Source organism: Ruficoccus sp. ZRK36, from assembly GCF_019603315.1.
Taxonomy (GTDB): domain Bacteria; phylum Verrucomicrobiota; class Verrucomicrobiia; order Opitutales; family Cerasicoccaceae; genus Ruficoccus.
In genome coordinates this window covers 1,886,347-1,912,211 of sequence record NZ_CP080649.1, presented here as the reverse complement: position 1 = coordinate 1,912,211, position 25,865 = coordinate 1,886,347, and the positions used below count along the sequence as shown (strand labels likewise).

Sequence of the window (25,865 nt, the reverse complement as noted above, 5' to 3'; positions counted from 1 at the left end):
AGAATAATCGCAATCAAAGAACACCCCGGAATGAAGAGCTACCAACTGAATGGGCATGCAGACAGCCTGCTGCCCGAAAACAAAAACTGGAAACTGGTCTGGAATGACGAGTTTGACGGCGAGGAGCTGGACGAATCCAAGTGGAACTATCGGCTGAACTTCTGGGGGCGTCCTTCCCCGACTTTCACGACTGAGGGCGTCGAGGTCGATGACAGCAAGCTGCGTATCAATCTGGTCAAGAAAGACGGCGAGTTTTACTCAGCCCACCTGCAGACGGGCTCTCTCACCTATGACATCCCCAAGGACAGCGACGGCTTCTGGCCCTTTGGCTCCTACCAGCCGATGAAGTTCCTGCACCGCTATGGCTTCTATGAGATCCGCTGCCGTCTGCCCAAGAATCCCGGATGGCATGCAGCCTTCTGGCTGCAGTCACCGTGTATCGGTGCGCACCCCGACCCCCGCTTCGGCGGAGTCGAATGCGACATCATGGAGAACTACAAGCAGCACAAGCAGGGGCTGATCGGCTGCGGAAACGGCTGGGGCGGTTACGGCAAGGACTCTACCTGGCACGGTCATTTCTGGTATCCCTACGAAGAGACAGAAGATGGCTGGCATCGCTATGCGGTAGACTGGAGCCCGGATGGATACGTGTTCTATGCGGACGGTAAAGAGGTCGGGGTGCAAAAAGCGCCGGTCTCGGAGGTCGAGCAGTACATCCTCGTCTCGACCGAGTGCCACGGCTACCACCATGAAGGCTTTGGCGTCAACCGCGGTGGGCTCGAAGAAGTCGCCAGCGGTGAAGACGGCTTCCCCTCCCGCGCATCGAAGGATCTCCACAACGCCGTCCTTCCCGATTTCTTCGAGGTCGATTACGTCCGTGTTTTCGACGCGGTATAATCCCATCCCGCTTCCCACCGTGCCCTCCCCCATGTCCGTGGCTTAACCACCTGGAGGAGGGCGCGAGGTGATTATATACTTGTAAAAAATGAGAATTTATCATCAACATGCTGGCGGTGAAAGCGATATCAGGCAACAAACCCAGTCAGACAAGGAGGCGTGAAATCCTCGATTTTATCAAAAATCGCCGCCATTGCACTGTCGAGGAGATCGGCCAGCAGTTCGATGTCTCTATCCCCACTATTTATCGGGATGTGAACGAACTGGCCGGAGAAGGACTGATATCCCGGACACATGGTGGCGTAGGTTACATCGAAGCTGAATCGCGGCCAGAGGATTGGGCGCAATCCCGCTTCGGAGAGCGAATGACCCGACAGTTGGATGCGAAACGCAAGATCGCCCGCAAGGCGGCTACCCTCTTGCAGGAGGATGATGTGGTTTTTCTCGATTCCTCGACCACGGTGCTGCAACTGGCCCGAGAGGCTGCTGCACTAAACCTCGGCCGGCTGACCATTATCACCAACTCCTGCGCGATTATCAATGAGTTCCCCTCACTGCCGCCGACGATGACACTGATCAGCATCGGGGGCACCTACAACCCCCAGCTACACTCGTTTCTGGGCGGGATAGCGACCAAGACAGTAGAGAGCATGCGCATCACAAAGCTGTTTTTCTCTGCCGTCGGAATCAGCGTAAACGGGGCATTCACGTTCCAGGAAGACCATGCCCGGTTCCTGGGTGGGCTCACCGACATGGCAAGCCCGATATTGCTGGCTGACTCCTCCAAGTTCCAGCGGGAAGCACTTTTTGGCATTTGTGATCTCACAAAGTTATCAGTTTTGGTGTCTGACACGCAGCCGCCCGAGGACATCCAGGAAGCCTGCACGAAGTCCCAGACCCGTATACTCTAGTCCACTGGAACAAAGCATGCCTCCCCGCAGCGTAAAGCGCCGCGGCAGGCATCAATCAACGGCCTTACTGTGCCTGCTCATCACCCCACCCCGCGTTTCAAAATCGACCGCGCGCCCCTTTACAGAAAGCTTATCCCAAATCCAAATTATCATCCATAAGTGATAATTTACTCGATATTATTTTCATATTTATCATTGACCCCAAGCAGAGCATCTAGCATGTTCTCAAACATATCATGTGGCCTAGATTCCTGAGTACGGCCAAACCGCTTGTTTTTATCCGATGAAATCGAAATCAGACATCCTGGGCCTGGGCTATTGCAGTTGGGACACGCTCTGTCTGCTGCCCCACATCCCACTGGACGACAAGGTACAGATCGTTCAAAGCATTGAGCAAGGCGGTGGCCCCGCAGCAACCGCTATCGCGGCCGCAGCCCGTCTCGGTGCAAAGACCACCTTTATCGGGGCTATCGGTGATGATCGCAACGGTGAGAATATCCTCTCAGACTTCGCCACAGAAGGAGTCAGCACGGAGTGGTTGGTAAAACGTACCGAAACCTCGTCAGCGACGGCCTATTGCTGGGTCGATCAGTCCACCGGTAAGCGCAGCATCGCCTGGACCCATGGCGGCGCAGCTCCCCTCACTCCGGATGAGGTCAGCGAAGAGGCGATCCTCTCCGCTCGCGCGCTCCATCTGGACGGTCATCAGACACCCGCGGCTATCCGCGCAGCAGAGATTGCCCGTGCGCATGACATCCCCGTCTTTCTCGATGCCGGGACACTCGTGAACGATATCGAACGGCTCCTATCGCTCTGCACGGTGGTGATCGCCTCGGAGGTATTTGCCGAAAGATTCACGGGCGAAAAAGACCCACAGGCAGCTGCCCGCGCACTCCACCGGCTAGGACCGGAGTGGACAGGGGTGACGCTCGGGCGCAACGGCTCGATTGGCTTTGACGGGAAGCGTATCCACGAAATCCCTACACCCGATGTCAAGGTGGTGGACACCACGGGCGCAGGTGATGTCTTTCACGGAGCTTTTGCAGCCCGCTATGTGGACACGATGGCCAGTGGCCCGGACTTGGCTGACTGCCTGCATTTTGCTTCCGCAGTTGCGGCCATGAAGTGCCGCAAGCTTGGCGGTCGCACCGGCATCCCGACCCGTGAGGAAGCCCTCGCCTTTATCAAGAGCGCGACAGCGCCATCCCTTTAAACACAGCCCCCATTTATCATGACACATTTAATCAAAACCCCCGCTGCGGACGGCTTTAACCGCATCTTTGACATTGGCGAAAAAGGCATGGCAATGACCGGCTTTGGACTGCTCAAGCTTGCCCCCGGCGAAGACTGGTCCGTGAACTCCGGCGAAAAGGAGCTGGTGCTCGTCGTGCTCGGAGGCACCTGCAACGCTGAGGCGGGCGGCAAAGACTTTGGCGTGATCGGAGCCCGCAAGGATGTCTTTTCTGGCGATCCGTACACGCTCTACATCCCGCCCCAGTGTGAGGTCAAGCTGACCGGCCAGAGCGCGGTCGAGGTCGCCATCGCCGAATCCCCCTGCGACAAATCCGGAGAGCCCGTCCTCTACACCGCCGATGACGTCAAGGACACGTATATGAAGCTGGGCAAGGACGGCTGCCAGCGCGAGGCGGTCATCATGATCGGTGACGACGCACCCGCGCAGCACTTGTTCGTCGGCGAGGCCTGGGTGCCCTCGGCAAACTGGGCCAGCTACCCGCCGCACCGCCACGACTTCCACAACCCGCCCGGCGAGCTGGACATGGAAGAGCTGTACTTTTACCGCTTCAACCCGTCCACCGGCTTCGGTCTGCAGTTGATCTACACCGATGACACCAGCACCGATGTCGCCTACCCAGTGCGCGAAAACGACACGATCGTCATCCCCGAGGGCTACCACCCGACGGTGAACACCCCCGGATACACCATGTACTACCTGTGGGTCATGGCGGGACACGAACGCGGCTTCAAGCGCTACGAAGACCCCGTCCATGCAGCGCGCATGCAGTAGGCTTTCGCCATGTACCTTCTAGGCATAGATATCGGCACCAGTGGCTGCAAAGTCACCGCGATCGACGCGAGTGGCGTCGTGCATGGCGAGGGCTTCGCCGAGTACGAGAGCGCACAGCCGCATCCCGGCTGGGCCGAGCAGAACCCCGAGGACTGGTGCGTGGCCGTACGCGCTTGCCTCGATCAGCTGCGCGAAAAGATCGATCTGAAAAAAGTCGATGCCATCGCCGTGGACGGCTCTACCCACAACGCCGTGCTGCTGGACAAACACATGCAGCCCGTGCGCCCGGTCATCATGTGGACCGACCAGCGGAGCGCTGCAGAGGCAGCCGAGCTCAACGCCGAGCACGGCGAGTTGATTTTCAAGACCGCCTACCAGATGGCCGCGCCGACCTGGACGCTGCCGCAGATGCTCTGGCTGAGTCGGCACGAGCCGGAGGCGCTACGCAAGACCGAGCACATGCTCTTTGTGAAAGATTACGTGCGCTGGCGTCTCACCGCCGTGTGTTGTACGGATAAGATCGAGGCGCAGGGCACGCTCTTTTTTGATATGGCGCGGCAGGACTGGTCCGAGCCGCTGTGCGAGCTCGCAGGCATCCGGCAGGAGATCCTGCCTGATCTGGTCAACCCGACGACGGTGACGGGTACTATCACTGAACAGGCCGCCCGAGAGTTTGGGCTGCCCGCAGGCATTCCGGTCGTATGCGGCACATCCGACGCTGCGATTGAAGACTATGCCGCGGGCGCGATTGAGCCAGGTAGCCTTATTCTCAAGATGGCTACGGCGGGCAACGTCAATGTCATGACGGACAAACCCGTGCCCAATGCTCGCACACTGACCTATTCGCATGTGGTGCCGGGACTTTGGTTCACGGTGGTGGCGACAAATTGCGCCGCCCGCTCTCAGCGGTGGTTCCGCGACCTTTTTGGCCAAGCCGAGATCGACGAGGCCGCCCGTACGGGCCGTAAGGTTTACGACCTGATGGATGATGCTGCTGCGCGTTCGAGCGCCGGTGCACATGGTCTCTTTTTCCACCCGTATCTTTTAGGTGAACGCGCCCCGTACTGGGACCCAAAGCTGCGGGCAAGCTTTGTCGGCGCGACCATGCGCCACACACGCGACGACTTCATCCGTGCCCTGCTGGAGGGGGTCGTCTTCTCCCTGCGCGACTGCTTCCGCACGATTGAAGAGATGCAGCTGCCCGTGAATGAACTGCGCCTGATTGGCGGCGGCGCCAAGAGCGAGCTGTGGACGCAGATCGTGGCCGATGTCTTTGGGCGGGAGATCATCCGGCCCTCCGGCTGCGATGCCTCCTACGGCTCCTGCCTGCTGGCCGGTGTCGGTACCGGCGTCTTTAGCGACGAACGCGACGCGGTGAAAAAATGCCTGCGTGAGCGCGAGCCGGTCAAGCCGCAGCCCGACAATGTCGCCCGCTACGCCAAAGCCTTTCCCTTGTACACCCGCATCCACGACGTGCTGGCGGATGTCTACCGTGAAATCGACTAACGAGCGCCGGGCACGCGGCCTTTAATCCAAACTAGAAAAATCCCATGCTTCCGCAAACGACGCATTACCTCTTCGAGATGATCCGCAGCGAGCTAACCTGGGCCATCGGCGAAGACAATGTCTCCATCGATGCCTCCGATAAGCTGGGGCACTCCATCGACTACTACTGGGTGCCCGAACTCTGGCACGACCGTGGCGAGACCCCGCGCTGCCCGGACATCATCGTGACTCCGGAGACGACCGAGGCTGTGGCCGAGGTGATGAAAATCGCCAACAAGTACAAGATCCCCGTCACACCCTGGGGCGGCGGCTCCGGCTCGCAGGGCGGCGCGCTGCCCGTTTTCGGAGGCATCAGCCTGGATACGAAGAAACTCAACCGCGTGATCGAGGTTGACGAGAAGGCGCTGACCATCACGGCGGAGACCGGCTGCAATATGCAGCAGCTGGAGTGGGCCACGGAAAAGGCGGGCTTCTCCACCATGCACTTCCCGGCATCGATCGGCTGCGCCACGCTCGGGGGCTTCCTCGCCCACCGCGGCACCGGCGTGCTTTCGACCAAGTACGGCAAAATCGAAGACATGACCATGTCCGTGGAGATGGTCACCCCCGAGGGGAAGATCATTAACACCCTACCCGTGCCGCGCCATGCCTCTGGTCCGGACCTCACCCAGCTCTTCCTCGGCAGCGAGGGCACGCTGGGTGTCATGACCAAGGCCACGCTGAAAATTCACCCGATCCCCGAGTGTCGGAAATTCCACGCCTACCTCTTCAAGGATATGCACACGGCGATGGCGGCCGGAGCGGAGATCATGACCTCGCGTCTGCGTCCGTGCGCGATCCGTCTTTACGACAATCCTGAAACCGCCCGCCTGATCAAGCGCGTGCTGGACATTGACCGCGAAGGTTCGTACCTGGTCTTCGGCTTCGATGGCCCCAGGGAGATGGTGGACCTGGAAATGGCCAAGGCCTGTGCGATCTGTGAAAAACAGGACCCCGAGGATCTCGGCACCGAAGCTGGGGAAACCTGGTGGGAAAACCGCTACAAGTTCTTCTATCCGCCCTACATGTTCCACATGCCACAGGCCTTCGGCACACTCGATACGGTGGCCACCTTTACCAACATCGAGAAGGTCTACTGGGCGATGAAAAACGCCGTCAACGACAACTTCCCCGAGGCCACATTCATCGGTCACTTCTCGCACTGGTACGAGTGGGGAGCGATGCTCTATGCGCGCTTCATCATCGAGGAGCCGCCGCAGGACCCCAACGAAGCTGTCGCCCTCTACAACAAAATCTGGGACACGGCCGTGCGCGCCGCCATCGCCAACGGCGGAGTTATCAACGAGCACCACGGCGTCGGGCTCAAGCTGGGCCGCATGATGCCCGAGCTCTACGGCGAGGCCTTCGACGTACTCAAGCGCATCAAGACCGCCATGGACCCGCTCGGCATCATGAACCCCGGAAAAATGGGCTTCGGCGTGTAGTTGCCGCAGTATGACAACCTAAAATACATCTTTGAGAGGATCACGACTATGAACACCGACTCTTACCGCGACGTCATCAATGCCTGCCGCTTCTGCTTCATGTGCCGGCACCTGGCGACGACCGCCAACGTCAGCTTTCGCGAGGCTGACATCCCGCGCGGCAACGCGCTCATCATCGACCGCCTCAGCATGAAGCCCGAGCAGTGGAGTAATCCGGACTTCATCAAGACCTTCTACGACAACACACTCTCGGCCGCCTGCCGCAAGCACTGCGTCAGTCACTTTGACGAGGCCGGGCTCGCCCTGGCCGCCCGCTGCGATGTGGTCGAGCAGGGCCTTGCACCCGCCGAGGTACAGGCCGTGGCCGACGCGCTCAAGGCGGACTTTGATCCGCAGCTGAGCGGAGAGGGCTGTGAAGTGCTGTATTTGAAAAGCACGACATACACCGCCGGCGCCATCGCCGCGGCTGACGCCTTCGCCGGCCTGATGGAGCTGGCAGGTGTGTCTTACGAAACACTCTCCGTCAGCGACACCGGCAAGGCCCTGGGCGCGCTGGGCTATACCAAGGACGCCGCCGAACTGGCTGCACAGGTCAAGGCGCTGATCGAGAAGAGCGGCTGCAAGAGTGTGGTTGTTTCCTGCCCGGCTGCGTATGACGCGCTTAAGAACGACTTCGCCAAGTGGGGCGCTGCACTCGACAGCATCGAAGTCCTTCACACCAGCGAGTACCTGCTCAAGCTGGTCGAATCTGGAAAGCTCAAGCTGCCCGAAAACGCTTCTACGGTTTACTACATCGATAGCGATTTTCTGCGTAACTACAACGACATGGCCGAGGAGCCGCGAGCCCTGCTCAAGGCCGCCGGATGCGATCTGCGCCCGCTCGGCACAAACGCCGAAGAGTCGTTCGCGCTGGGCGAGGGCTCGGTTGTCTTTGATAAGATCCGCCCCACCCTGGCCGCCCGCTTGCGGGCTCGCCTGATCCAGGAGATGGACAGCACCGAGGATATCCTCGTCACCGCCAGCCCCTACACCTATGAGGTACTGACCGCTTGCACCGAGCCGAAGCTGAACGTCCTCACACTGGAGCAGGCCTGCCTGGCCCAAGCTCAAACTCCCGCCGCCGTCTAGTCATGCCACTGGTCACCCTTAACGAAATCCTGCCACAGGCGCGCTCCGAAAAGCGCGCCGTGTGCGCATTTAATGTCGTCAACACGGAGACCGCTTTGGCGGTCTTGCAGGCTGCTGAGCGTGAGCAGATGCCGGTCATTTTCCAGGTGTACCATCGCCTGTTCAATACCGGCAAGGCCCCCTACATGGCTGCGCTGGTGCGACATCTGGCCTCGAAGACATCGCTGCCGGTAGCGCTGCACATGGACCATGGGCAGACGCATGAGCAGGTCAGGATGGCGATCGAGTACGGCTTTTCATCTGTCATGTACGACGGATCGGCCAAGCCCTACGAACAGAACATCCGCGAGACCAGGGAGGCCGTCAAGCTCGCCCATGAGGCGGGCTTGAGCATCGAGGGTGAGCTCGGGCACATCCCCGGCACGGACACCGAGACCCCGCCCCTGCCGAGCGCGGACGAGGTCAAGGCATTCGTGGAGGAGACCGGCGTGGACGCCATGGCGGCTGCCGTCGGCACTGCCCACGGTTTTTATAAAACCACTCCCGTCATCCGTACGGATCTCGCCCGCGCCTGCGGGGAGGCCGTCAGCATACCACTGGTGCTGCATGGCGGCTCGGATACGCCGGAGGATAAGGTCAAGGAAGTGATCGCCGCCGGCTTCTCCAAGATGAACATCGCCACCGAGTTCATGGCCGAATACCTGAAAGCACTCGAAGCGCAGGTAGACGCCCAGCGGGGTAAGTTCAACGCCATCGACCTTTTTATGGATCCCGTCACCGAGCACGCTTCGAAGCTGGCTCAACAGAAAATCCGCCTGGCCTGCGGCCGGGCATAGTCACCGACTTGTTACCTCTTGATTCTTATGAGCGATTCTAACCTCACCATCGGCTACGTCCCCTGCGCCAAAGGCAGCTGGGTAGACAAACACCTCGAAGCGATTCGGGCTCAGGGCCGGGAGGCTCTTATCCAGTCCTCACCCGGCGCACGCACCGTAGGCGGCGAGACCATCATCACCACCGAGGCCGAGGCGCAGGCTTTGATCGAGAAGCTCGAAACAGAGCGCGTGGACGTGCTTGTGGTCCACTTCATCACCTTCGCTCTCGGCGCAGTCGTCCCTATGCTGGTCGAGCGTCTAAAGGTGCCGGTGCTGCTGTGGTCGATGCCAGAGCCGCCGATGCAGGGCGGGCGCATCAGCTCGAACTCCTTCTGCGCGGTCAACATGAACGCCCACGCGATGTGGGTGCTCGGCTACGAGTACCTGCACGTACACGCGCCGCTGGAGGATGCAGCCGGGGCGCTGGGGAAAAAGCTCAACGTCTTCAAGTGTCTCAAGTCGCTTTCGCGCTTCAAGCTCGGGGTCGTCGGCAACCGCGTGCCCGGCTTCTATGCCTCCAATGCGGACGAGCTGCTGCTGCGCCGTGAGCTGGGCGTGGAGATCGAGCTGATCACACTTTGGGAACTGATCGAAAGTACCCGCAAAATCTCCGAGCAAAAGCAGGCCGAAGGCTTGAAGGTGCTGACGGGTTCCGGGACCCCGTCAGAGGGCGTAAACGAGTCCGAACTGAGCAAAGGTGCTGCCCTCTACGAGGCCTTCCTCGAACTAAAGGACAAGTACCATCTCACCAGCTTCGCCGTGCGCTGCTGGCCGGAGTTTGGGGACATGCTCGGCATCGCCGTGTGCGCGATCTCCAGCCTCCTCAACGACGAGGGCATCCTCACCGGCTGCGAAGGCGACATCTACGGCACCGTCACGATGATGATGGAGCACGAGCTGACCGGCGAGCTGCCCTTCTTCTGCGATTTGATCTCTATCGACTCGGATGAAAACGTCGGCATGACCTGGCACTGCGGGGCAGCTCCGGCCTCCCTTTGCTGCTCATCAGCCAAGCCCGAGCTGCGCAAGCACTCGATCATGGACGGCGGTGGCAAGAAGGGCCTCACCATGGAGTTCCCAATCAAAACCGGAAAAGTCACCATGGCCCGCCTGAGCGAAAACCAAAACGGAGACGGCTACCGCATGCTCATTACCACCGGCACCGCCATCCCCACCGAGCAGGTCCTGCGCGGCAATCCGATGAAGATCAAGTTCGACGCCGACCTGTCGAAGATATCCGAGACACTTGTCTACGGCGGCTTCGAGCACCACTTCTCTGTCATCCACGGCGACATCGTCGAGGAGCTTAAAGACCTCTGCCGACTCCGCAAAATCGAACCCGTTGTCATCGATTAACCTTGGGCTCGCGTAGCACCACTCCTACACTAGACACCGATTGGGTTACCCCCGTCCAATCTCCAGCACAGAAGTCGCATTCACTGACTGGAGAAAGTTTACGCCATGAGAGAACAAATCTGCTTTGACGAAGACTGGCTTTTTCATCGTGGGGATATCGACGTGCCGTCCCCCACCCTGAAGAGCGCGACTTACATATCCTCAAAGACCGAACGCATGCTAAGCGGTCCGGCTGCACGCTATTACCGTGACAGCCTGGATGTGTACGGGGGAGACCAGCTCCTTGACAACACTCCCTGGGAGCACGTCACCCTGCCGCATGATTACATCATCGAAGGCACGCCGGACCCTGCGAAAAACCAAACGCTGGGCTTCTTCAAATACGACAATGCCTGGTACCGCAAACGTTTCGTAGTGGAGGAATCGGACCGGGATAAAAGGCTGTCGCTGTACTTCGACGGTGTGGCAACCCACGCCACCGTCTATGTCAACGGCTGCCAGATGGCGCATAACTTCTGCGGCTACACCTCTTTCGAAGTCGATATCACGGACGTCGTGCGCTACGGAGAAGACAATACGGTCGCGGTGTACGTCCAATCCGATAGCCACGAGGGCTGGTGGTACCAAGGCGGCGGACTCTACCGCCATGTCTGGCTAAAGAAAACAGCCCTGCTCTCGGTAGATACCTATGGTGTGTGGGTAAACCCCAAAGCACTCGACGACGGCCAATGGTGCGTCCCGGTTGAAACGACGATACGCAACGATTCCTTTGAGCCTGCCGAGATCAACATCACTCACGAAGTCATCGACCCCAATGGGAGCTGTATCTGCACGGCGGATACAGCGGTGAGCGTGAACCGCAAGCACCTGGGCAAGGCCCAAGCGGAGATGCAGGTAGCGAATCCGCTACTGTGGCACATGAACCACCCGCATTTATACACGCTTAGAACCACGCTTCGCTCGCCGCAGGGAGATCCCCTGGATGAGTACTCGGTGAGCTTTGGCTTTCGCACGCTCGAGTTTAACGGTGAAGGCTTCTGGCTGAACGGCGAGAAAACGGTCATCAAGGGTGTCTGCTGCCATCAGGACTACGGGCTCACGGGTAAGGCCGTCCCGGACAACATCCACCGCTACCGGATGCGCCTGATGAAAGACATGGGCGCCAATGCCCTGCGCACCGCTCACTACCCGCATGCCGAGGAGACGATGGAGGCCTGCGACCGCCTCGGGCTCATGGTCATGAACGAAACGCGCTGGTTTGAGTCCACTCCGGAGGGACTGGCTCAGCTGGAGATGCTCATGAAGCGCGACCGTAACCGCCCGAGCGTGATCATGTGGAGCGTCGGTAACGAAGAGCCCTTCCACGAGACGGACGAGGGCCGACGTATCGTGCAGACCATGTACGCCTACGCCAAGCGACTCGATGACTCACGCCCGGTGATGACAGCCATCTCCAATAACCCGGCTATGGCCACCGTCAACGACATCTCGGACATCATCGGGGTGAACTATAATCTTCCGGCCTACGACACCCTCCACGAAAAATACCCGACCAAGACCATTATCTCCAGCGAGTGCTGCGCCACCGGCACGACGCGGGGCTGGTATCTACCCGAGGACGAGTATCGCGGCCGCCTCGACTGCTACGACCGCGACGTCAACCAGTCCTTCATGGGGCGGGAACGCACCTGGAAGTACTTCATGGCACGCCCCTGGCTGGCGGGTGCATTCCAGTGGGCGGGCATCGAACACCGAGGTGAGGCGGCATGGCCCCGCCTGTGCTCTGTCTCCGGCGCCTACGATCTATACCTGATCAGGAAAGACGCCTTCTGGCAAAACAGGTCTCACTGGACGGACCAACCCATGGTGCACATCCTGCCGCACTGGAACCTGTCCGGCCGCGAGGGCGAAATGATTCGCGCGTGCGTGTACCACAACTGCGAGGAAGTGGAGCTCCTTCAGGACGGGAAAAGCCTCGGCCGCAAAAAGAACGAGCCCTACGGGCATGTCGAATTTCAGGTCGCCTACCACCCCGGTGAAGTCAAAGCCGTGGGCTACCGCGACGGTCAGCCAGTCTGTGAAGACCTCAAGGTAACGAGCGGGCAAGCCCGTGAACTACGCCTCGAGCTCATGAATGGCGATGACCTGAGCCCCAACGGTTGTGACCTCGCTGTCGTGCACTGCACCTGTGTCGATGAGGCGGGGCAGCTGGTGCCCGATGCGTCACCCTTCATTAGCTTCACGACAAATGGGCTCGGGTCTGTGGCCGGTACCGGCTCCGACCATACCGACCATATTCCCCCTCAGTGCCCGGACCGGCGCATGTGGGCCGGAGTGTGCGCTTGTGCGATCAGAGTCGGCAGCAAGCCCGGCCAACTCAGAGTGTATGCTCACGCCGAAGGCTTAAAACCCGCCACACTGGAAATCGACCTGTAGTTTTCGCAGATTAACGCCCGGACAGATAGCAGGGCTGAATATCCGCGCTAGCGGCTTGAGCGGCGACCGTCCTTGAGCAGCTGCTTGCGGTATTGGCTGGGTGAAATTTTATAGACCTTGCGGAAGCGTGTGGAGAAATAAAAGGGGTCAGGCATCCCAACCTGATCGGCGATCTCGGACACGGTGAAGCCCGGCATCTCCAGGAGCTGAGCAGCCCGGCGCAGGCGGGCCTCCTCCCGGTATTGGCCGGGAGAGACCCCGACGGCTTTTTTGAATTTTGCGAACAGCCCCGCCCGGGAAAGCCCGCAGCGTTGAGCGATCTGATCAATGCTATCGTCCGAGTCGATGAGAAGCTGCTGGGCCATCTGCATCTGGGAGTTGATACCGGCTGACTCGCTGGCGTGACTGTTGTAGCCGCGAATCATCGTGCACTCCAGCAGGAGCATCGATAACTCCCGCCAGTTACTGGAGCGCTTTAAGTCCAGCTGGTGGGCCTCGGTCATCGCGGCCAGAGATGCATCATACTCGGCTTTGACGAGGTGAGTGCGGCCGACTCCCGGGATTGCCTCAGGCCAATCCATCGCAGAGGTCACGTGGGGGCGCGTGTGGAAGTGAAACCACAAGAAGTCCCAATCCCCGCATGCGTGAAAGGCGTGGTCGTAGTTCGGCTTGAGCAGGATCAGGTCGCGCGACTTCACTTTCAGACATTGGGAGCCATGAGAAATCTCCCCCGAGCCCCTGACACACAGCATCAGCCCATAGCGGTCTGTAATCCGCTGCTGCCACGACACGGTCTCGGCATGACAATAGCGATACCCGCAGATGAAGTCGTTCTGCTCATCCGGGTTCTTGATGTGCTTGCTTATAATGGGCGTTACTGGAGGGCGCGTTGACATCGTCATCTGGGCAGGCTCAGGGTGGTGGCATGGCTCTCCCGCTCAGCCCGCGATCACTCTACCCAGCATGGTCAGCAGGAGTGCGAGATAAAGCCCAAAGGATAGCAGCACGCACACCGCGGGCCGATGAGTTACCTGGCGATCAGCCAAACCCTACCTCAATCGGCTAGAAAAAGACGCTGAACAGCTTTGTGTCGTCCGTCACCTGATTACCCGCCGAAGCGTAGTCACAGACTCGGGTAAGCAGGCTGCGATCACCGGCTTTCCACTCCGCCTCAAAGGCATAGTCGACAGCGTCGGACTCAATCGGGCTCAGAGTACAAGTACTGCCGGCAGGCAATGGGTCGCCAAACATTTCCTCCTCGGTATTCCCCAGGAAGCGGCTGCGGGCCAGCAGCAGCGGCCCATACTGCAGGGTACTGCCGCGCTCTGTGCGCATCAGCTCCTCGATACCCGGCTCCGTCCAGCGCATCCGGTACCAGTCAGCGATGTCTTCCTGGGCGGCGTGCTCGCGCACGACAACCTCGCGGTCGAAAGCCATCTCCGCCGTTCCCGCGCCCGGTTCGGCTACCAGCTCAAACCAGTCCCCTGCCCCGGTCTGCACGCTTCCGGCATGCGCCAGGGTGGCCTGCGTCGCCCATGCGGGGATACGCAGGCGAAGCTTTACGGGGGAGGTCCCTGCGACATTCCAGTTGATAGCGACCTTACCGTCGCCGGGATAATCTCCGCTGATGCCGACCGAAATCGCACCTCCATCGGGTAGCGCCAGCTCACTCTCAAAGGGTGAATAGAAGTTGATCGAGACCGTATCGGCCTCAAGGGTGACGGCCATCTGGGCAAAGTTGAGGAACCCGCGTGGGACATTATCCACGCAGCAGTGGTTGTGCTTCATCTTCGCCTGCCCAAAGGCATAGAGGTGGCGGGTATGGGTGCGAACGCCGCGTGAGCCCCACTTGCCGTCCCGGCAGACAGAGGCCAGGAAGGGGTTGTAGAAGGCCAGCTCGAAGTCGTCCAGATAGGCCTTGTCGTCTGTTTCCAGAAACAGCTCGCCGCAAAGACGCATCCAGTGGATCACATCGCAGGGCTCGGAGATGGCGTTCAGCTGCGATGCGCCATGGTAAAAGATGTCGTTAAAGCCGACCGAGTGGACGGCGTTGTACTCGTACTGCTTGAGCAGCCGGTGAAACGCGATCGCGCTCTCAAGGAGCACGGACTCCCCGGTGACACGATAGAGGGCGATGATGCCGTCAAAGCAGGACATCATCTCATAGGCCTTGGCCCAGCGCTTGGGGTCGGGGTACCACTCATGCACGGGCTGCCCGCTGAGCGCCTTAGCGATCAGGTTCGGGCGCAGGCCATCCTCACGCTGCCAGTCGGCGACGATCTGCCTGGCAAAGTCCAGGTAGGCTTCGTTACCGCTTGCCTGGTAGAGCAGCACCATGGGCTTGAGGATGGAGCCGCTGGGAATACCTGCAAACGTCCCGGTCTCCCCGAGGCGGATACCAAGTTCACGCAGAGAACTGATCAGGTGGGCGGCCAAACGCTCAGCCGCCTGCAGGATCTCCGACTCGCCGAGCAGTCGGTAGGCCTCCAGCAAGCCCCACAGCGTGTACTTGCGGCACCAGATATTCCAGTTCCAGTCCAGGGCCTCCCCGAGGACCTTTTCGGTCACCTTCGGGTCTGCTGGCAGGACATACATCGGATCGCGGTAGGTCCCGATGTAGCCGGAGGGCTCCTGCATCGCGATCAGCGTATGCACGCTCTTGCGGATAAAGTCCTTCAGGTCGGCGTCCTCCGTGTACTCGCAGTGGCGGACGGCTCCGATCATCCATTTACCCCAGTACTCGCCCTGCCAGATCCCATGAACGCCCGAGCTGTCATCGATCTTCGTACGAAAAGCCTCCTCGGCCTCATGGAAGACGACCGTATGCGCGCACTCCGAGGTAATGCGCTCGTACGAAAAACGCTCCATGTGGTGGGCGACCGGGCCGCTCAGGTGCAGGGCTCCAAGGCTGGAGGGAGAAGACTTACGGGAGGATGATGTTTTCACAATTGGATAAAGTATTCGGGTTATCCGGACCTCATTTTCGGAGTCCGTACTGGGCGAATATTATATCCGCAAACGCCTTTTTAGGGAATGAGCCATGGTCCAACAAACCTTTGATATAGTCTAAACCAGCAAGGTCACCATCAGAGGTCATCTCTGCGCCATGTGCGCGCTGAGTAAGCCCTCCGCTTCCGCTAACCCTGCCCGCGATGCTCCCGCACCAGGCTCAGCCATCGGCTGGCAGCGGGCGATAGCGACAGGTTCCGCCGCCAGATCAGCCCCAGCTTCCAGCGCATGTCCTTGTCCTCGATAAGCGGAGTACGGATGGAGCTATGGTTGCGTGTCTCGATCACCAGTCGCGGCAGCACAGACACCCCGAGCCCCGCCGATACCAGCGCGATGATAAAGTCAGCGTGCGCACCACGGGCAGCGACGTTCAGCTCGACCCCTCGCTTACGGCAGGCCTTGCCCAGCAGGACATTCAGCACGAAGCCGCTCTCAAAGAGGATAAAGGGGCTGTCCGTCAGCTCTTTAAACTTCACCGTCTCGCGCTCGGCCAAAGGATGCCCGGCGGGCAGCAGCGCGGCCAGCGGCTCGTCGGCCACCTGCTGCCATTCGAAGTCAGCGGGCACAGGGGCCAGCGTCGCCCCCATCTCGATCTCACCACTGCGCACCTGCTCCTCCAAGTGGCGGCTGCCATGCTCGCGCAGGTCGACCTCGATCCCGGGATAGCACCGGCGGTACTCAGCCACGAGCGGCGCGAAAAGGATACTGCTGCCCAGTACGGGCAGGCCGAGGCGTAAACGCCCGGTCTCGAGTCCACGCAGTTCGGCCAGTTCCGCGTTCAGGTGGTCTCGCTCGGCCAGCATGACCTTGGCTCGCTTGAGGACACGCTCGCCGGCCTCGGTCAGGCGTACTCCCTCCTTCAGCCGGTCCAGCAGACGCGCCCCGCACTCGTGCTCCAACTGTCCGAGGGCCTTGCTCACCGTGGGCTGTGACATCCCCAGCGTCCTCGCCGCAGCGGAGAACCCGCCCCGACGGACGACCTCCGCCAAACACTCCAAATGCCTCAGCTCCATGTTATTCCTTTTAAGAATATTTATTATTCTATCAATTCATTTATAGAATATCTATCGGCGTGTTATAATCCGGACCATGAAAGTCGAGCTGCGATCCTCAATGGCACCTTTTCTCCCGATCCGCGCCTCCCGGCAGCTGCTCCAGGTCGGGGCCTTGATCGGCGTCTGGTGGCTCGCTCAAATGCTTTCCTCATACCTGCACCTACCGATCCCCGGTAGTCTGGTCGGGCTGATGCTGCTCTGGCTCATGCTGGACCGCGGCATCCTGCCGCTAGGATGGTTCGAGCACGGGGCCGACAGCCTGCTGAGCCACCTCATGCTGTTCTTCGTACCCGCCATGCTCGCACTCGTAGACCACCCCGAGATGCTCAGCCTGCTGGGGGTTAAACTGGTTATCACTGTGCTGGCCTGCACTCTCATCGTGATGATGGGTACGGCCTGTGTGGTAGAGCTTGGGTTCCGGCTAAACCATGCCGCCGCTCGCTAAAGCGCTTTTCTGGTGCCTGTGTACGCTGGGTGTATACCTGGCGGCCCGGCGTCTGCACCGCAGCTATGGACGCTGGTGGAGCTCGCCCATGCTGGTGACGTGGGTCGTCTGCGGGCTGCTGATTGTCCTCATGCGCACATCCTACCATGAATACCTGCGCGGGACGCACTGGCTGGTCTGGCTCCTCGGCCCAGCCACGGTTGCTTTTGCCATTCCGATCCACCGGCACCGCACGATGATTCGCCAGCACTGGGTACTGCTGTGCGCAGGGGTCGTCATCGGCAGCACGCTGGCCATCGCCAGCTCCTGGGCGTTCGCATCCCTGTTTGAGCTTTCCCCTGAGCTGCGGGCCAGTCTGCTTCCACGCTCGATCACCACTCCACTGGCCATGGACGCCTCACGGCTGCTGGGGGGCATCCCTGAGCTCACCGCCGTATTCACAGCGCTGACAGGTCTCTTTGGTGCGGCTGTCGGAGAGACGCTCCTACACGTTCTGCCGGTGCGCTCGTGCTTCGCGCGGGGGGCTCTCTTCGGGATGGGCGCTCACGGAGCCGGGGTCGCCAAGGCCACTGAGCTCGGACAAGAGGAGGGCGTTATCGCCAGCCTGATCATGATCTTCTCCGGACAATTCACTATCCTCGCCGTCGCGCTCTATACCCTCTTTTAAAGACGAGCGACGTAGGAGTGCTTAGCGGTACAAAGCAAGATCCCCCTAGCCCCAGACACTGCCCGGATAATTCCAGATTCTTCTAAAATTAAAAAACCACTTGACCGACCGGTCGGTTTGCGTAAATTCACTTCCATCATGGAGCACAAAACTAAGCGCGATAACATTCTGGAGGTAGCCTCCAAGCTTTTCTACGAGCAGGGCTACCACCAGACCGGCATCCAGCAGATCATCCAGCAGGCCGGGGCCGCAAAGGGCACCTTCTACTCTTTCTTCAAGTCCAAGGAAGAGCTCGGCGTCGCCTGGTTGAAGGCCCGGCACCACACCTGGAACAAATGGCTCCATGACGCCGTGGACACCAAACGAACACCTCGCACACAGATCCTCGCCGCCTTCGATTTCCTGGAGCAGTGGATGGCGGATTGCGACTACCGCGGGTGCGCCTTCCTGAACACACTCGCCGAAACCCCTGAGCCTGACAGCCCCCTGCGCAAACAGATCCTCGACCACAAGCAGGGCCTCCTCGACTTTTTCCAGTCCCTCGTGGACAAGCACCAGCCCGACCTCCCCCGCGCTCAGCGTGAGCAAACAGCGAACACGCTTTTCCTGCTTTTCGAGGCCTCGATCGTTCATATGCAGAACTTTCGCGCGCCCTGGCCTGCGCAGACTGCCAAGCAGCAGGCCAACAACCTTTTGTAAGGTTATTCATTTTCATACGTCTTTTTCTTTACCCACAAACAGACCGACCGGTCGGTTTATGGCAATAACAACAAACACACCTAAAAACAATGAGCAGAATCAAGACCCTCGAATCCACCGAAGTCCCGCAACCCATCGCCGCCCTCTACGAGGCTGTGCAGAAGAAGCTGGGCCTCGTCCCCAATATGGTAAAAGCCCTCGGGCACAGCGCGTCAGCCCTCCAGGGCTACCTGAACCTGAGCGGCGCCGTCTCCGGCGGTAAGCTCCCGGCTGTGACCCGCGAGAAGATCGCCCTGCTGGTAGCCGAGCAGAACCAGTGCGACTACTGCCTGAGCGCCCACACAGCCATCGGCGGTGTGATGAAGATCCCCGCCTCCGAGATCGAGGCGGCACGCAACGGCGAATCCGAAGACCGTAAGGAGCAGGCGATTCTCGTACTGACGCGCCACCTCCTCGCGACTCAGGGGAACGTCTCTGACCGGACCTACGCGAGCATCGCAGATGCCGGCGTGACGGAGGAGGAGGCCGCCGAGGTCGTCGCCAACGTAGCCCTGAACGTCTTCACCAACTACTTCAACCGCTTCGCCCAGACGGAGATCGACTTCCCTGTCGTGAAGTCCCACGGGCCGAGCTGTGCCTGCTCCCATTAAGCGGCCAACAACCTGTCTACCTCCGGGCGGCGGAAGCCTCACCCTTCCGCCGCCTCAAAGAAACCAACCATGCACACACAACCACAACGCCCTCCCCTGCCTCCATTTACCGAGGCCACTGCCCGCGAAAAAGTCCAACTGGCCGAGGACGCCTGGAACTCCCGGGACCCGGTCCGCGTCTCCCTCGCCTACACCGAGGACTCCGAGTGGCGCAACCGTGCGGAGTTCATCCATGGGCGCGAGGCCATCGTCGCCTTTCTCACCCGCAAGTGGGAACGCGAGCTGGACTACAAGCTCAGGAAAAGCCTCTGGGCCTTCAGCGACAATCGCATCGCGGTACGCTTCGAGTACGAGTGGCGCGATGACTCCGGCCAATGGTACCGCTCGCATGGCAACGAGAACTGGGAGTTCGACGCAAACGGGCTCATGGCCCGCCGCTTCGCGTCCATCAACGACCAACCCATCCTTGAGGCCAAGCGTCGGCTTCAGGCCCATTAATCAACCTCCACCCTCTTCTAACGCATGACACTCTCACACCAACTCCACGACTTACGCACGCGCGCTCCACGCAGCGCACGCGTCCGCCTGGGTGGCTTCGCCCACCTGCCCCGGCTGATTGACAAAGCCCGGGCCCAGCTCGCCGGAACCCTCGGCGACTATCTCTATGGCGATGACAGCCTGCTCGACATGGAGCTCTTTAAATTCATCGGGCTAAGCCCCGACGCCTTTCTTACTCAGGTAGGCGTGACTACCGGAGACTGGGCCATTCTCCAGTGGGTGCAAGAGAGCGCACAGCCAAAGCTTCGCCCACACGAGGTTCAGGCATGGAGCCACTGGATCGAGAACCTGCCGGGTCTGAGTATCGAAGCTCGCAGCTGGTTTGCGGAATTCGCGGGCGCACAGACCCCGTCACGTCCGGACATCGGCACGCTCTTTGAGTACCTGGACCTCGACGACTACCTCCGCTTCGGCGGGCAGGCCTGAGCCCCTCACTTTATCCCCTACAGAAAGGTAAACACATGAAAATAAACTGGTATAAAGCAATACTCGCCGGCGTCATTGGGACTTTGCTCTTTGATATCACCGGCTTCCTGTTCACCGGCACCTGGTGGGACATCCCCCACGTGCTCGCCGATGCCGTGGGCGTGCCCTTCGCGGTCGCGCTCCTGATGCACTACGGTAATGGCGTTGCCCTCGCCGCCATCTATGCGGCGCTCTCACCGTCGCTTATCGGTCCGGGCTGGCTCCGTGCGCTGTTCTTCACGAGTCTGGAGACTGTGATGCTGGTCTGGTTCCTCCTTTTCCCGCTACTGGGGCTGGGGATAGCCGGGCTGGAGGGAGGCGTCATCTTCCCCGTCCTGTCGATGGCCCGCCACTGGCTCTACGCGATTCCGCTGGCGTACTGCTTCCGTGAGGAGTCCCCGGACGGAGCAATGAGCTGCTGCTCTAAAAAAGCGGCAGAGGCAACCGCCTGCTAACCCGCACGCCAGAGCGATCCACCCACTTTCGAAGCATGGCCCAGATGGGCCATGCTTTTTTGTGCGCACCAAAGCCGCATATCTCTTTGCAAGTCATACGGATGCACGCTTTAAACGGGTTTTGATTTCTCGATTCGGGTCCGCGGACGGATTTCACCTTTAAGCTTTCAGCTATTGAGTTAAGGGCGTTTTTCGGTTTGGTTATGTGATTACCCTTAGAAAAGACATGCCAGCATACAGATCCCGCACCACCACCCACGGCCGTAACATGGCCGGCGCACGCGCCCTGTGGCGCGCCACCGGCGTGAAGAACGAAGACTTTGGCAAGCCCATCATTGCCATCGCGAACTCCTTTACCCAGTTCGTACCCGGGCACGTCCACCTCAAGGATCTCGGACAGCTCGTCGCCTCGGAAATCGCCAAGGCTGGCGGCATCGGTCGCGAGTTCAACACCATCGCCGTGGACGACGGTATCGCCATGGGCCACGATGGCATGCTCTACAGCCTGCCCAGCCGTGAGATCATCGCCGACTCGGTCGAGTACATGGTCAACGCGCACCGCGCCGACGCCCTGGTGTGCATCTCCAACTGCGACAAGATCACACCCGGCATGCTCATGGCTGCCCTGCGCCTGAACATCCCAGCCATCTTTGTCTCTGGGGGTCCGATGGAGGCTGGTGTCACCGTCGTTAACGGGCAGACCCGCAAGCTCGACCTGGTGGACAGCATGGTCGCCGCCGCCGACGAAAGCGTCAGCGACGAGGAGATTGACCTCATCGAGCAGAATGCCTGCCCGACCTGCGGCTCGTGCTCGGGCATGTTTACCGCCAACAGCATGAACTGCCTGACCGAGGCCCTCGGCCTGAGTCTCCCCGGTAACGGCACGGTCGTGGCCACCCACAAGGACCGCAAGGGTCTCTTCCAGGAGGCTGGCCGCCGCATCGTCGAGCTGGCCCGCGCCTACTATGAAGAAGGCAATGAGTCCGTGCTGCCGCGCAACATCGCCACCTTTGAGGCGTTTGAAAACGCCATGAGCCTCGACATCGCCATGGGCGGCTCCACCAACACCGTGCTGCACCTGCTGGCCAGTGCCCAGAGCGCCGAGGTGGACTTCACCATGGACGACATCGACCGGCTCTCCCGCAAGGTCCCCTGCCTGTGTAAGGTCGCTCCGAACACACAGAAGTACCACATCGAGGACGTTCACCGCGCCGGGGGCATCATGCGCCTGCTCGGGGAGCTGGACCGTGGTGGGCTCCTTCATCGCGATATTCCCACCGTGCACTCGGTCAGCCTCGGCCAAGCCATCGATTTCTGGGACCTGCGCGGCAAGGCCACCGAAAGCGCCAAAAAGTTTTTCGCCGCCGCGCCCGGTCGCAAGCGTACCACGAGCGCCTTTTCCCAGGAAGCTCGCTGGGAGTCCCTCGACACCGACCCGGCCGAAGGCTGCGTGCGCGATGTCGAGCACGCCTACTCCAAGGATGGCGGCCTCGCCGTGCTCAAGGGCAACATCGCCCTCAACGGCTGCATCGTGAAGACCGCCGGTGTGGACGAGTCGATCCTCAAGTTCACCGGACGCGCCCGCGTCTTCGAGAGCCAGGACGCCGCCGTCCAGTCCATCCTGACCGACCAGGTCGTGGCTGGCGACGTCGTCGTCATCCGCTACGAAGGCCCCAAGGGCGGCCCCGGCATGCAGGAGATGCTTTACCCGACCAGCTACCTGAAGTCCAAGGGCCTCGGTAAGCAGTGCGCGCTCATCACCGACGGACGTTTCTCCGGCGGCACGAGTGGACTCTCCATCGGCCACGTCAGCCCCGAGGCTGCCAGCGGCGGCGCGATCGGGCTGATCCACGAGGGCGACACCGTCGAGATCGACATCCCCGGACGCACGATCAACATCACCATCAGTGATGAGGAGCTGGCCAAACGCCGTGCTGCCGAAGACGCCAAGGGGGCCGACGGCTGGAAGCCGAAGCGCAACCGCGTCGTGAGCACCGCCCTGCAGGCCTATGCCCGCCTGACCACCAGTGCGGACCGTGGCGGCGTGCGCGACCTCAATCAGTAGCGTCAGGCAGCGAAGCCACCTGCCCGGCAGGTGAGATCGGCTGCGATATACTTAGCGCCTTTTTGCTCGTTCTCCCCCAGGAGACAGGGCTAGGTTTTACGTATTCATCTCATCCCTGTAGCATGTATCAGCGCATCAACGACATCTCCTTCGCAGACGACCTCGGCACAGATGGGAAAGCCGACCTGTTCCTGCCCGACAACCCCCGTGGGGCACCAGCAGCCCTACTCATCCATGGGGGCGGATGGGTATCGATGGAAAAGACGAGTATCGAGCCCATCGCCAGGCTATTGGCGGAGCATGGTTATGCTGTATTCAACATTAACTACAGACTGACAGCGACCCACCCGTGGCCAGCCTGTGGCGATGATTGCATCCGCGGGGCAAAGTTCCTGATGGACGCTGGCCACCCGGCCATGCGTGAACTGGATCTCGACCAGATTGACATCGTCGGAGGATCGGCCGGTGGACACCTCGCCCTGATGGCAGGACTTCGCCTGCCCCTGCAGCGGGTACGCTCGATCCTGAACCTTTCCGGTATCACCGATGTGGCGCTGTGGCAGACCCAGTTCTGTCTGGATAAGCCGGAGTTTTGGGAAAAATTCACCGGCGGCCCGGTCGAGGAAGCCTTTTTAAGAGACGCCTCGCCACGCTACTACGTCAGCGATCAGTCCCCTCCCCTGAACTGCATTCACTCCGAGAACGACCAGCTCGTGACCATCGAGCACGCCGACATCATTGAGCAGGCCTACCGAGCCGTGAACAGGCCCTGCGAGGTCTTCCGCTTCGATGGACCGGGTGACAAGCACGGGCTGTTTCAAGACGGTGCCGGAGAGGCGAATCTCGCGGACCGCACGCTCGTGCCCGAAGTCCGTGACGCCATCCTGCGCATGCTCGCCAAGCACCGGTAACTTTACCGGCGTTGGCTGAACGATGCTGCCTAAGGCTCCAGCGTGAGGACAACCTTACCGAGATTCTCCTGTCGTTCGAGGATCGCGTGCGCCTTCTCAGCGTCGGCCATGGGCAGCGTCTCATGGATGAGCACCTGGATCGCTCCGGAGGAAAAAGCGGGCCAGAGCTGATCTTCGAGCCCCTTGAGGATATCGGCCTTCATCTCGCTAGTGCGACTGCGTAGCGTGCTGCCGATGAGTTTCACCCCGCGCTTAAAGAAATCGAGCATGTTCAGCTCACTGCTGGCAGCACCCAAGGTGGCGATGATAATCCAGCGCCCACCACGGGCCATCGTCTCCAGGCAGGGTCCGAGGTTTGGACCAGCCACACAGTCCATGGCGACATCGACCGGATGCTGGGCGAGGACCTCGGCAATGTTTTGCTGCTTGCGGTTGATGATCACGTCTGCCCCCAGCTCGCGGACGAAGCGCGCCTTATCCTCGGAGCCGACCGTCGTCACGACCTTAGCGCCGAGCGTCTTGGCAAGCTGGATGGCCGCCATCCCCAAGCCACTGGCCCCGGCCTGGATGAAGACCGTGTCGCCAGCCTGCATCCCGCCCTCTAGGCACAGGTTCAGGTAGGACGTCGCAAAAGCCTCCGGGATCGCCGCAGCCTCGGCCATGCTGAGCCCCTCCGGGACCGGTAGCGCCATGTCCGCAGGGACAACGACTTTTTCAGCATAGCCGCCTCCGCCCAACAGGGCGCAGACCTTGTCGCCCGGCTTCCAGCGGGAGCCAGACGGTGCTTCGAGGACGACGCCCGCCACCTCCAGGCCCGGCCACTCCGGCCATCCGGGCGGGGGCGGATAGTTACCCTCGCGCTGCATCAGGTCAGCGCGATTCAGCGCGGCGGCATGTACCTGCACTAAAATCTCATTCTCTGCGCGCACAGGGTCCGCCACAGAGGACCAGACGAGGCGCTTATCGTCGTCGATGATTACGGCGTTCATAGGTTAGGTCAAAGTAAGGGGGTAAAGGTTTAGGGTGCGGCAGATGCCGCAACAGGATGGCCTCGGCAGGCGTTAACAGTCCCTGAAGACGGAAGGAAAACCTCCTGAGGCATGGCCTATCTCAGGAGATAAAATCTTGCCCATCAACGGAATAATTTGCATATAGCATGTGTAAGTTTCACGAATCATGCACATGATTGAAACCAAGAGCGAAAAACGCGCCCACATCGTGTAAATATCAAATACCCACTGAAAAACAATCACCCCCAGGGCCTGCTATGGCTAAGATTCACGAAATTGCAAAAATCGCAGGCGTATCCGCCGCAACCGTCTCACGCGTGTTCAACCACCATCCGAACATCCGCCTGGAGGTGCGTAAACGGGTGTTCTCGGTCGCACGCGAGCACGGCTATCATCCACGCCTGACCCTGAAGCAGAAGAACGTGGTCGTGATCACTCCCTACGACCCGGTCTATCCCGTGCAGAGCTGCGTGGACATGATCCTCATGGCCCTCGTCCAGGAAATGTCCAAGCGAGGGTTCCGGCTGGAGATCCTTCCCGGCGATAACCGGGAACGTCTCGATGCCATCCAGTTTTGCGCGGCTATCGCCATCGGCGCCGAGCCTGCGGAGTTCAGCGACTGGAGCGAACGCTACGCCATGCCCTTGATCATCATGGACCGCGAAGGCCCCACCGAGAGCCCGGACGTCTTTTACGTGCGCTCAGATGAGGAGCAGGGCATGCGGCAAGCTATCCAGCACCTGCATGAGCGCGGCTACAAAAAGATCGGGTGCATCATTCACGGCTCCCCCCATACCGGTAATGCCACGCGGCGCCAGAACGGCATCTTCAAAGCACTCAAGGAGACTGGCCTGCCCTGCGACGACTCGCTGGTCTGCTTCTCGGGACCGGGCAGCGACAAATATGTGGAGCTGATCGGAAAGCTCCTCAAGCAGGACATCGACGCGCTCTTCTGCCCCGGCGGTAATGCCGGGATCGTCTCCCTGTACGCCTTTTCGCTCTACAACCGCCGCGTCCCCGAGGACATTGCACTCATCGCCTCGGAGCAGACGAAAATATCCCAGTACACAGTCCCGCCCCTGACGACCATCACCCCCGACTATCAGGCCATGGCCGCTAGCACCGCAGACCTGATCGAAGCCCGTATCGAGGGAGACACCACCCCGGCCAGCACGATGCTCCCCTACCAGTTAATTTCACGCGACAGTGTCGCAGCGCGGGCCTGAGGAGACGAAGCCGCCTACTACCTCACGGCAG

24 protein-coding genes are annotated in these 25,865 nt (G+C 60.4%); 20 read left to right on the top strand and 4 right to left on the bottom strand.

Features of this window, described 5'->3' with window-relative positions; all coding sequences use genetic code 11:
- Window positions 1-30 precede the first annotated feature (30 nt).
- From K0V07_RS08400 to K0V07_RS08355, 10 genes are all read left to right on the top strand, one after another.
- Window positions 31-897, top strand: coding sequence for a glycoside hydrolase family 16 protein (locus K0V07_RS08400; RefSeq protein WP_220620950.1), 867 nt, complete (start codon window positions 31-33; stop codon window positions 895-897).
- A 107-nt stretch (window positions 898-1,004) separates the two neighbouring features.
- Window positions 1,005-1,808, top strand: coding sequence for a DeoR/GlpR family DNA-binding transcription regulator (locus K0V07_RS08395; RefSeq protein ID WP_220620949.1), 804 nt, complete (start codon window positions 1,005-1,007; stop codon window positions 1,806-1,808).
- A 283-nt stretch (window positions 1,809-2,091) separates the two neighbouring features.
- A complete protein-coding gene (locus tag K0V07_RS08390; protein ID WP_220620948.1) occupies window positions 2,092-3,021 on the top strand; it encodes a PfkB family carbohydrate kinase in 930 nt (309 codons plus the stop codon).
- A gap of 18 nt (window positions 3,022-3,039) precedes the next feature.
- Complete coding sequence (gene iolB / locus K0V07_RS08385; protein WP_220620947.1) at window positions 3,040-3,834, top strand: 5-deoxy-glucuronate isomerase; 795 nt, start codon at window positions 3,040-3,042, stop codon at window positions 3,832-3,834.
- Window positions 3,835-3,843: 9 nt separating this feature from the next.
- Window positions 3,844-5,340, top strand: a complete 1,497-nt coding sequence (gene xylB, locus K0V07_RS08380; protein WP_220620946.1) for a xylulokinase — start codon at window positions 3,844-3,846, stop codon at window positions 5,338-5,340.
- Between the two features lie 44 nt (window positions 5,341-5,384).
- The gene (locus tag K0V07_RS08375) at window positions 5,385-6,824 is read left to right on the top strand and encodes an FAD-binding oxidoreductase (RefSeq protein ID WP_220620945.1); all 1,440 of its coding nucleotides are present in this window, start codon (window positions 5,385-5,387) and stop codon (window positions 6,822-6,824) included.
- 48 nt (window positions 6,825-6,872) lie between these two features.
- Entirely contained in the window at window positions 6,873-7,952 is a 1,080-nt protein-coding gene (locus K0V07_RS08370; protein ID WP_220620944.1) for a (Fe-S)-binding protein, read from the top strand.
- Between the two features lie 2 nt (window positions 7,953-7,954).
- Window positions 7,955-8,788 (top strand): class II fructose-bisphosphate aldolase, encoded by an 834-nt coding sequence (locus K0V07_RS08365; protein WP_220620943.1) that lies wholly within the window; start codon window positions 7,955-7,957, stop codon window positions 8,786-8,788.
- A gap of 27 nt (window positions 8,789-8,815) precedes the next feature.
- On the top strand, window positions 8,816-10,183 hold the full coding sequence (locus K0V07_RS08360) for a hypothetical protein (protein WP_220620942.1): 1,368 nt from the start codon (window positions 8,816-8,818) through the stop codon (window positions 10,181-10,183).
- 105 nt (window positions 10,184-10,288) lie between these two features.
- Window positions 10,289-12,619, top strand: a complete 2,331-nt coding sequence (locus K0V07_RS08355) for a glycoside hydrolase family 2 TIM barrel-domain containing protein (RefSeq protein ID WP_220620941.1) — start codon at window positions 10,289-10,291, stop codon at window positions 12,617-12,619.
- A 47-nt stretch (window positions 12,620-12,666) separates the two neighbouring features.
- Here the strand turns inward: K0V07_RS08355 and K0V07_RS08350 are convergent, their stop codons facing one another.
- The 3 genes from K0V07_RS08350 to K0V07_RS08340 all read right to left on the bottom strand — a co-directional run bounded on the left by K0V07_RS08350 (window position 12,667) and on the right by K0V07_RS08340 (window position 16,641).
- Window positions 12,667-13,515, bottom strand: a complete 849-nt coding sequence (locus tag K0V07_RS08350; RefSeq protein WP_220620940.1) for a helix-turn-helix domain-containing protein — start codon at window positions 13,513-13,515, stop codon at window positions 12,667-12,669.
- A gap of 166 nt (window positions 13,516-13,681) precedes the next feature.
- On the bottom strand, window positions 13,682-15,565 hold the full coding sequence (locus K0V07_RS08345; protein WP_220620939.1) for a beta-L-arabinofuranosidase domain-containing protein: 1,884 nt from the start codon (window positions 15,563-15,565) through the stop codon (window positions 13,682-13,684).
- 191 nt (window positions 15,566-15,756) lie between these two features.
- Window positions 15,757-16,641: a LysR family transcriptional regulator gene (locus K0V07_RS08340; RefSeq protein WP_220620938.1), complete on the bottom strand. Its 885-nt coding sequence runs from the start codon at window positions 16,639-16,641 to the stop codon at window positions 15,757-15,759.
- A 76-nt stretch (window positions 16,642-16,717) separates the two neighbouring features.
- Here K0V07_RS08340 and K0V07_RS08335 point away from each other — a divergent pair, with 76 nt between their 5' ends.
- The 9 genes from K0V07_RS08335 (at window position 16,718) to K0V07_RS08295 (ending at window position 23,598) form a co-directional block, all read left to right on the top strand.
- The gene (locus K0V07_RS08335; RefSeq protein WP_220620937.1) at window positions 16,718-17,128 is read left to right on the top strand and encodes a CidA/LrgA family protein; all 411 of its coding nucleotides are present in this window, start codon (window positions 16,718-16,720) and stop codon (window positions 17,126-17,128) included.
- On the top strand, window positions 17,112-17,795 hold the full coding sequence (locus K0V07_RS08330) for an LrgB family protein (RefSeq protein ID WP_220620936.1): 684 nt from the start codon (window positions 17,112-17,114) through the stop codon (window positions 17,793-17,795). The genes K0V07_RS08335 and K0V07_RS08330 overlap by 17 nt, the downstream gene beginning before the upstream one ends.
- 138 nt (window positions 17,796-17,933) lie before the next feature.
- Entirely contained in the window at window positions 17,934-18,494 is a 561-nt protein-coding gene (locus K0V07_RS08325) for a TetR/AcrR family transcriptional regulator (protein ID WP_220620935.1), read from the top strand.
- 89 nt (window positions 18,495-18,583) lie between these two features.
- Entirely contained in the window at window positions 18,584-19,144 is a 561-nt protein-coding gene (locus K0V07_RS08320; protein ID WP_220620934.1) for a carboxymuconolactone decarboxylase family protein, read from the top strand.
- 69 nt (window positions 19,145-19,213) lie between these two features.
- Window positions 19,214-19,642 carry a nuclear transport factor 2 family protein gene (locus tag K0V07_RS08315; protein WP_220620933.1) on the top strand — a complete coding sequence of 143 codons (429 nt, stop codon included), beginning with the start codon at window positions 19,214-19,216 and terminating at the stop codon, window positions 19,640-19,642.
- Between the two features lie 24 nt (window positions 19,643-19,666).
- Entirely contained in the window at window positions 19,667-20,128 is a 462-nt protein-coding gene (locus K0V07_RS08310; RefSeq protein ID WP_220620932.1) for a DUF5069 domain-containing protein, read from the top strand.
- 35 nt (window positions 20,129-20,163) lie between these two features.
- A complete protein-coding gene (locus K0V07_RS08305) occupies window positions 20,164-20,622 on the top strand; it encodes a hypothetical protein (protein WP_220620931.1) in 459 nt (152 codons plus the stop codon).
- A gap of 226 nt (window positions 20,623-20,848) precedes the next feature.
- Window positions 20,849-22,687, top strand: coding sequence for a dihydroxy-acid dehydratase (gene ilvD, locus K0V07_RS08300; protein ID WP_220620930.1), 1,839 nt, complete (start codon window positions 20,849-20,851; stop codon window positions 22,685-22,687).
- A gap of 122 nt (window positions 22,688-22,809) precedes the next feature.
- Window positions 22,810-23,598, top strand: a complete 789-nt coding sequence (locus K0V07_RS08295; RefSeq protein ID WP_220620929.1) for an alpha/beta hydrolase — start codon at window positions 22,810-22,812, stop codon at window positions 23,596-23,598.
- 29 nt (window positions 23,599-23,627) lie between these two features.
- On the opposite strand, the gene K0V07_RS08290 is transcribed toward K0V07_RS08295, so the two are convergent.
- Window positions 23,628-24,587 (bottom strand): NAD(P)H-quinone oxidoreductase, encoded by a 960-nt coding sequence (locus K0V07_RS08290; protein WP_220620928.1) that lies wholly within the window; start codon window positions 24,585-24,587, stop codon window positions 23,628-23,630.
- 278 nt (window positions 24,588-24,865) lie between these two features.
- On the opposite strand from K0V07_RS08290, the gene K0V07_RS08285 reads away from it, so the two are divergent.
- Window positions 24,866-25,834 carry a LacI family DNA-binding transcriptional regulator gene (locus K0V07_RS08285; RefSeq protein ID WP_220620927.1) on the top strand — a complete coding sequence of 323 codons (969 nt, stop codon included), beginning with the start codon at window positions 24,866-24,868 and terminating at the stop codon, window positions 25,832-25,834.
- The last annotated feature ends 31 nt before the right edge of the window (window positions 25,835-25,865 follow it).

Coding starts and splice junctions, on each gene's coding strand:
- K0V07_RS08400 (WP_220620950.1), top strand. CDS start 31: ATGAAGAGCTACCAACTGAATGGGCATGCAGACAGCCTGCTGCCCGAA.
- K0V07_RS08395 (WP_220620949.1), top strand. CDS start 1,005: ATGCTGGCGGTGAAAGCGATATCAGGCAACAAACCCAGTCAGACAAGG.
- K0V07_RS08390 (WP_220620948.1), top strand. CDS start 2,092: ATGAAATCGAAATCAGACATCCTGGGCCTGGGCTATTGCAGTTGGGAC.
- iolB (WP_220620947.1), top strand. CDS start 3,040: ATGACACATTTAATCAAAACCCCCGCTGCGGACGGCTTTAACCGCATC.
- xylB (WP_220620946.1), top strand. CDS start 3,844: ATGTACCTTCTAGGCATAGATATCGGCACCAGTGGCTGCAAAGTCACC.
- K0V07_RS08375 (WP_220620945.1), top strand. CDS start 5,385: ATGCTTCCGCAAACGACGCATTACCTCTTCGAGATGATCCGCAGCGAG.
- K0V07_RS08370 (WP_220620944.1), top strand. CDS start 6,873: ATGAACACCGACTCTTACCGCGACGTCATCAATGCCTGCCGCTTCTGC.
- K0V07_RS08365 (WP_220620943.1), top strand. CDS start 7,955: ATGCCACTGGTCACCCTTAACGAAATCCTGCCACAGGCGCGCTCCGAA.
- K0V07_RS08360 (WP_220620942.1), top strand. CDS start 8,816: ATGAGCGATTCTAACCTCACCATCGGCTACGTCCCCTGCGCCAAAGGC.
- K0V07_RS08355 (WP_220620941.1), top strand. CDS start 10,289: ATGAGAGAACAAATCTGCTTTGACGAAGACTGGCTTTTTCATCGTGGG.
- K0V07_RS08350 (WP_220620940.1), bottom strand. CDS start 13,515: ATGTCAACGCGCCCTCCAGTAACGCCCATTATAAGCAAGCACATCAAG.
- K0V07_RS08340 (WP_220620938.1), bottom strand. CDS start 16,641: ATGGAGCTGAGGCATTTGGAGTGTTTGGCGGAGGTCGTCCGTCGGGGC.
- K0V07_RS08335 (WP_220620937.1), top strand. CDS start 16,718: ATGAAAGTCGAGCTGCGATCCTCAATGGCACCTTTTCTCCCGATCCGC.
- K0V07_RS08330 (WP_220620936.1), top strand. CDS start 17,112: ATGCCGCCGCTCGCTAAAGCGCTTTTCTGGTGCCTGTGTACGCTGGGT.
- K0V07_RS08325 (WP_220620935.1), top strand. CDS start 17,934: ATGGAGCACAAAACTAAGCGCGATAACATTCTGGAGGTAGCCTCCAAG.
- K0V07_RS08320 (WP_220620934.1), top strand. CDS start 18,584: ATGAGCAGAATCAAGACCCTCGAATCCACCGAAGTCCCGCAACCCATC.
- K0V07_RS08315 (WP_220620933.1), top strand. CDS start 19,214: ATGCACACACAACCACAACGCCCTCCCCTGCCTCCATTTACCGAGGCC.
- K0V07_RS08310 (WP_220620932.1), top strand. CDS start 19,667: ATGACACTCTCACACCAACTCCACGACTTACGCACGCGCGCTCCACGC.
- K0V07_RS08305 (WP_220620931.1), top strand. CDS start 20,164: ATGAAAATAAACTGGTATAAAGCAATACTCGCCGGCGTCATTGGGACT.
- ilvD (WP_220620930.1), top strand. CDS start 20,849: ATGCCAGCATACAGATCCCGCACCACCACCCACGGCCGTAACATGGCC.
- K0V07_RS08295 (WP_220620929.1), top strand. CDS start 22,810: ATGTATCAGCGCATCAACGACATCTCCTTCGCAGACGACCTCGGCACA.
- K0V07_RS08290 (WP_220620928.1), bottom strand. CDS start 24,587: ATGAACGCCGTAATCATCGACGACGATAAGCGCCTCGTCTGGTCCTCT.
- K0V07_RS08285 (WP_220620927.1), top strand. CDS start 24,866: ATGGCTAAGATTCACGAAATTGCAAAAATCGCAGGCGTATCCGCCGCA.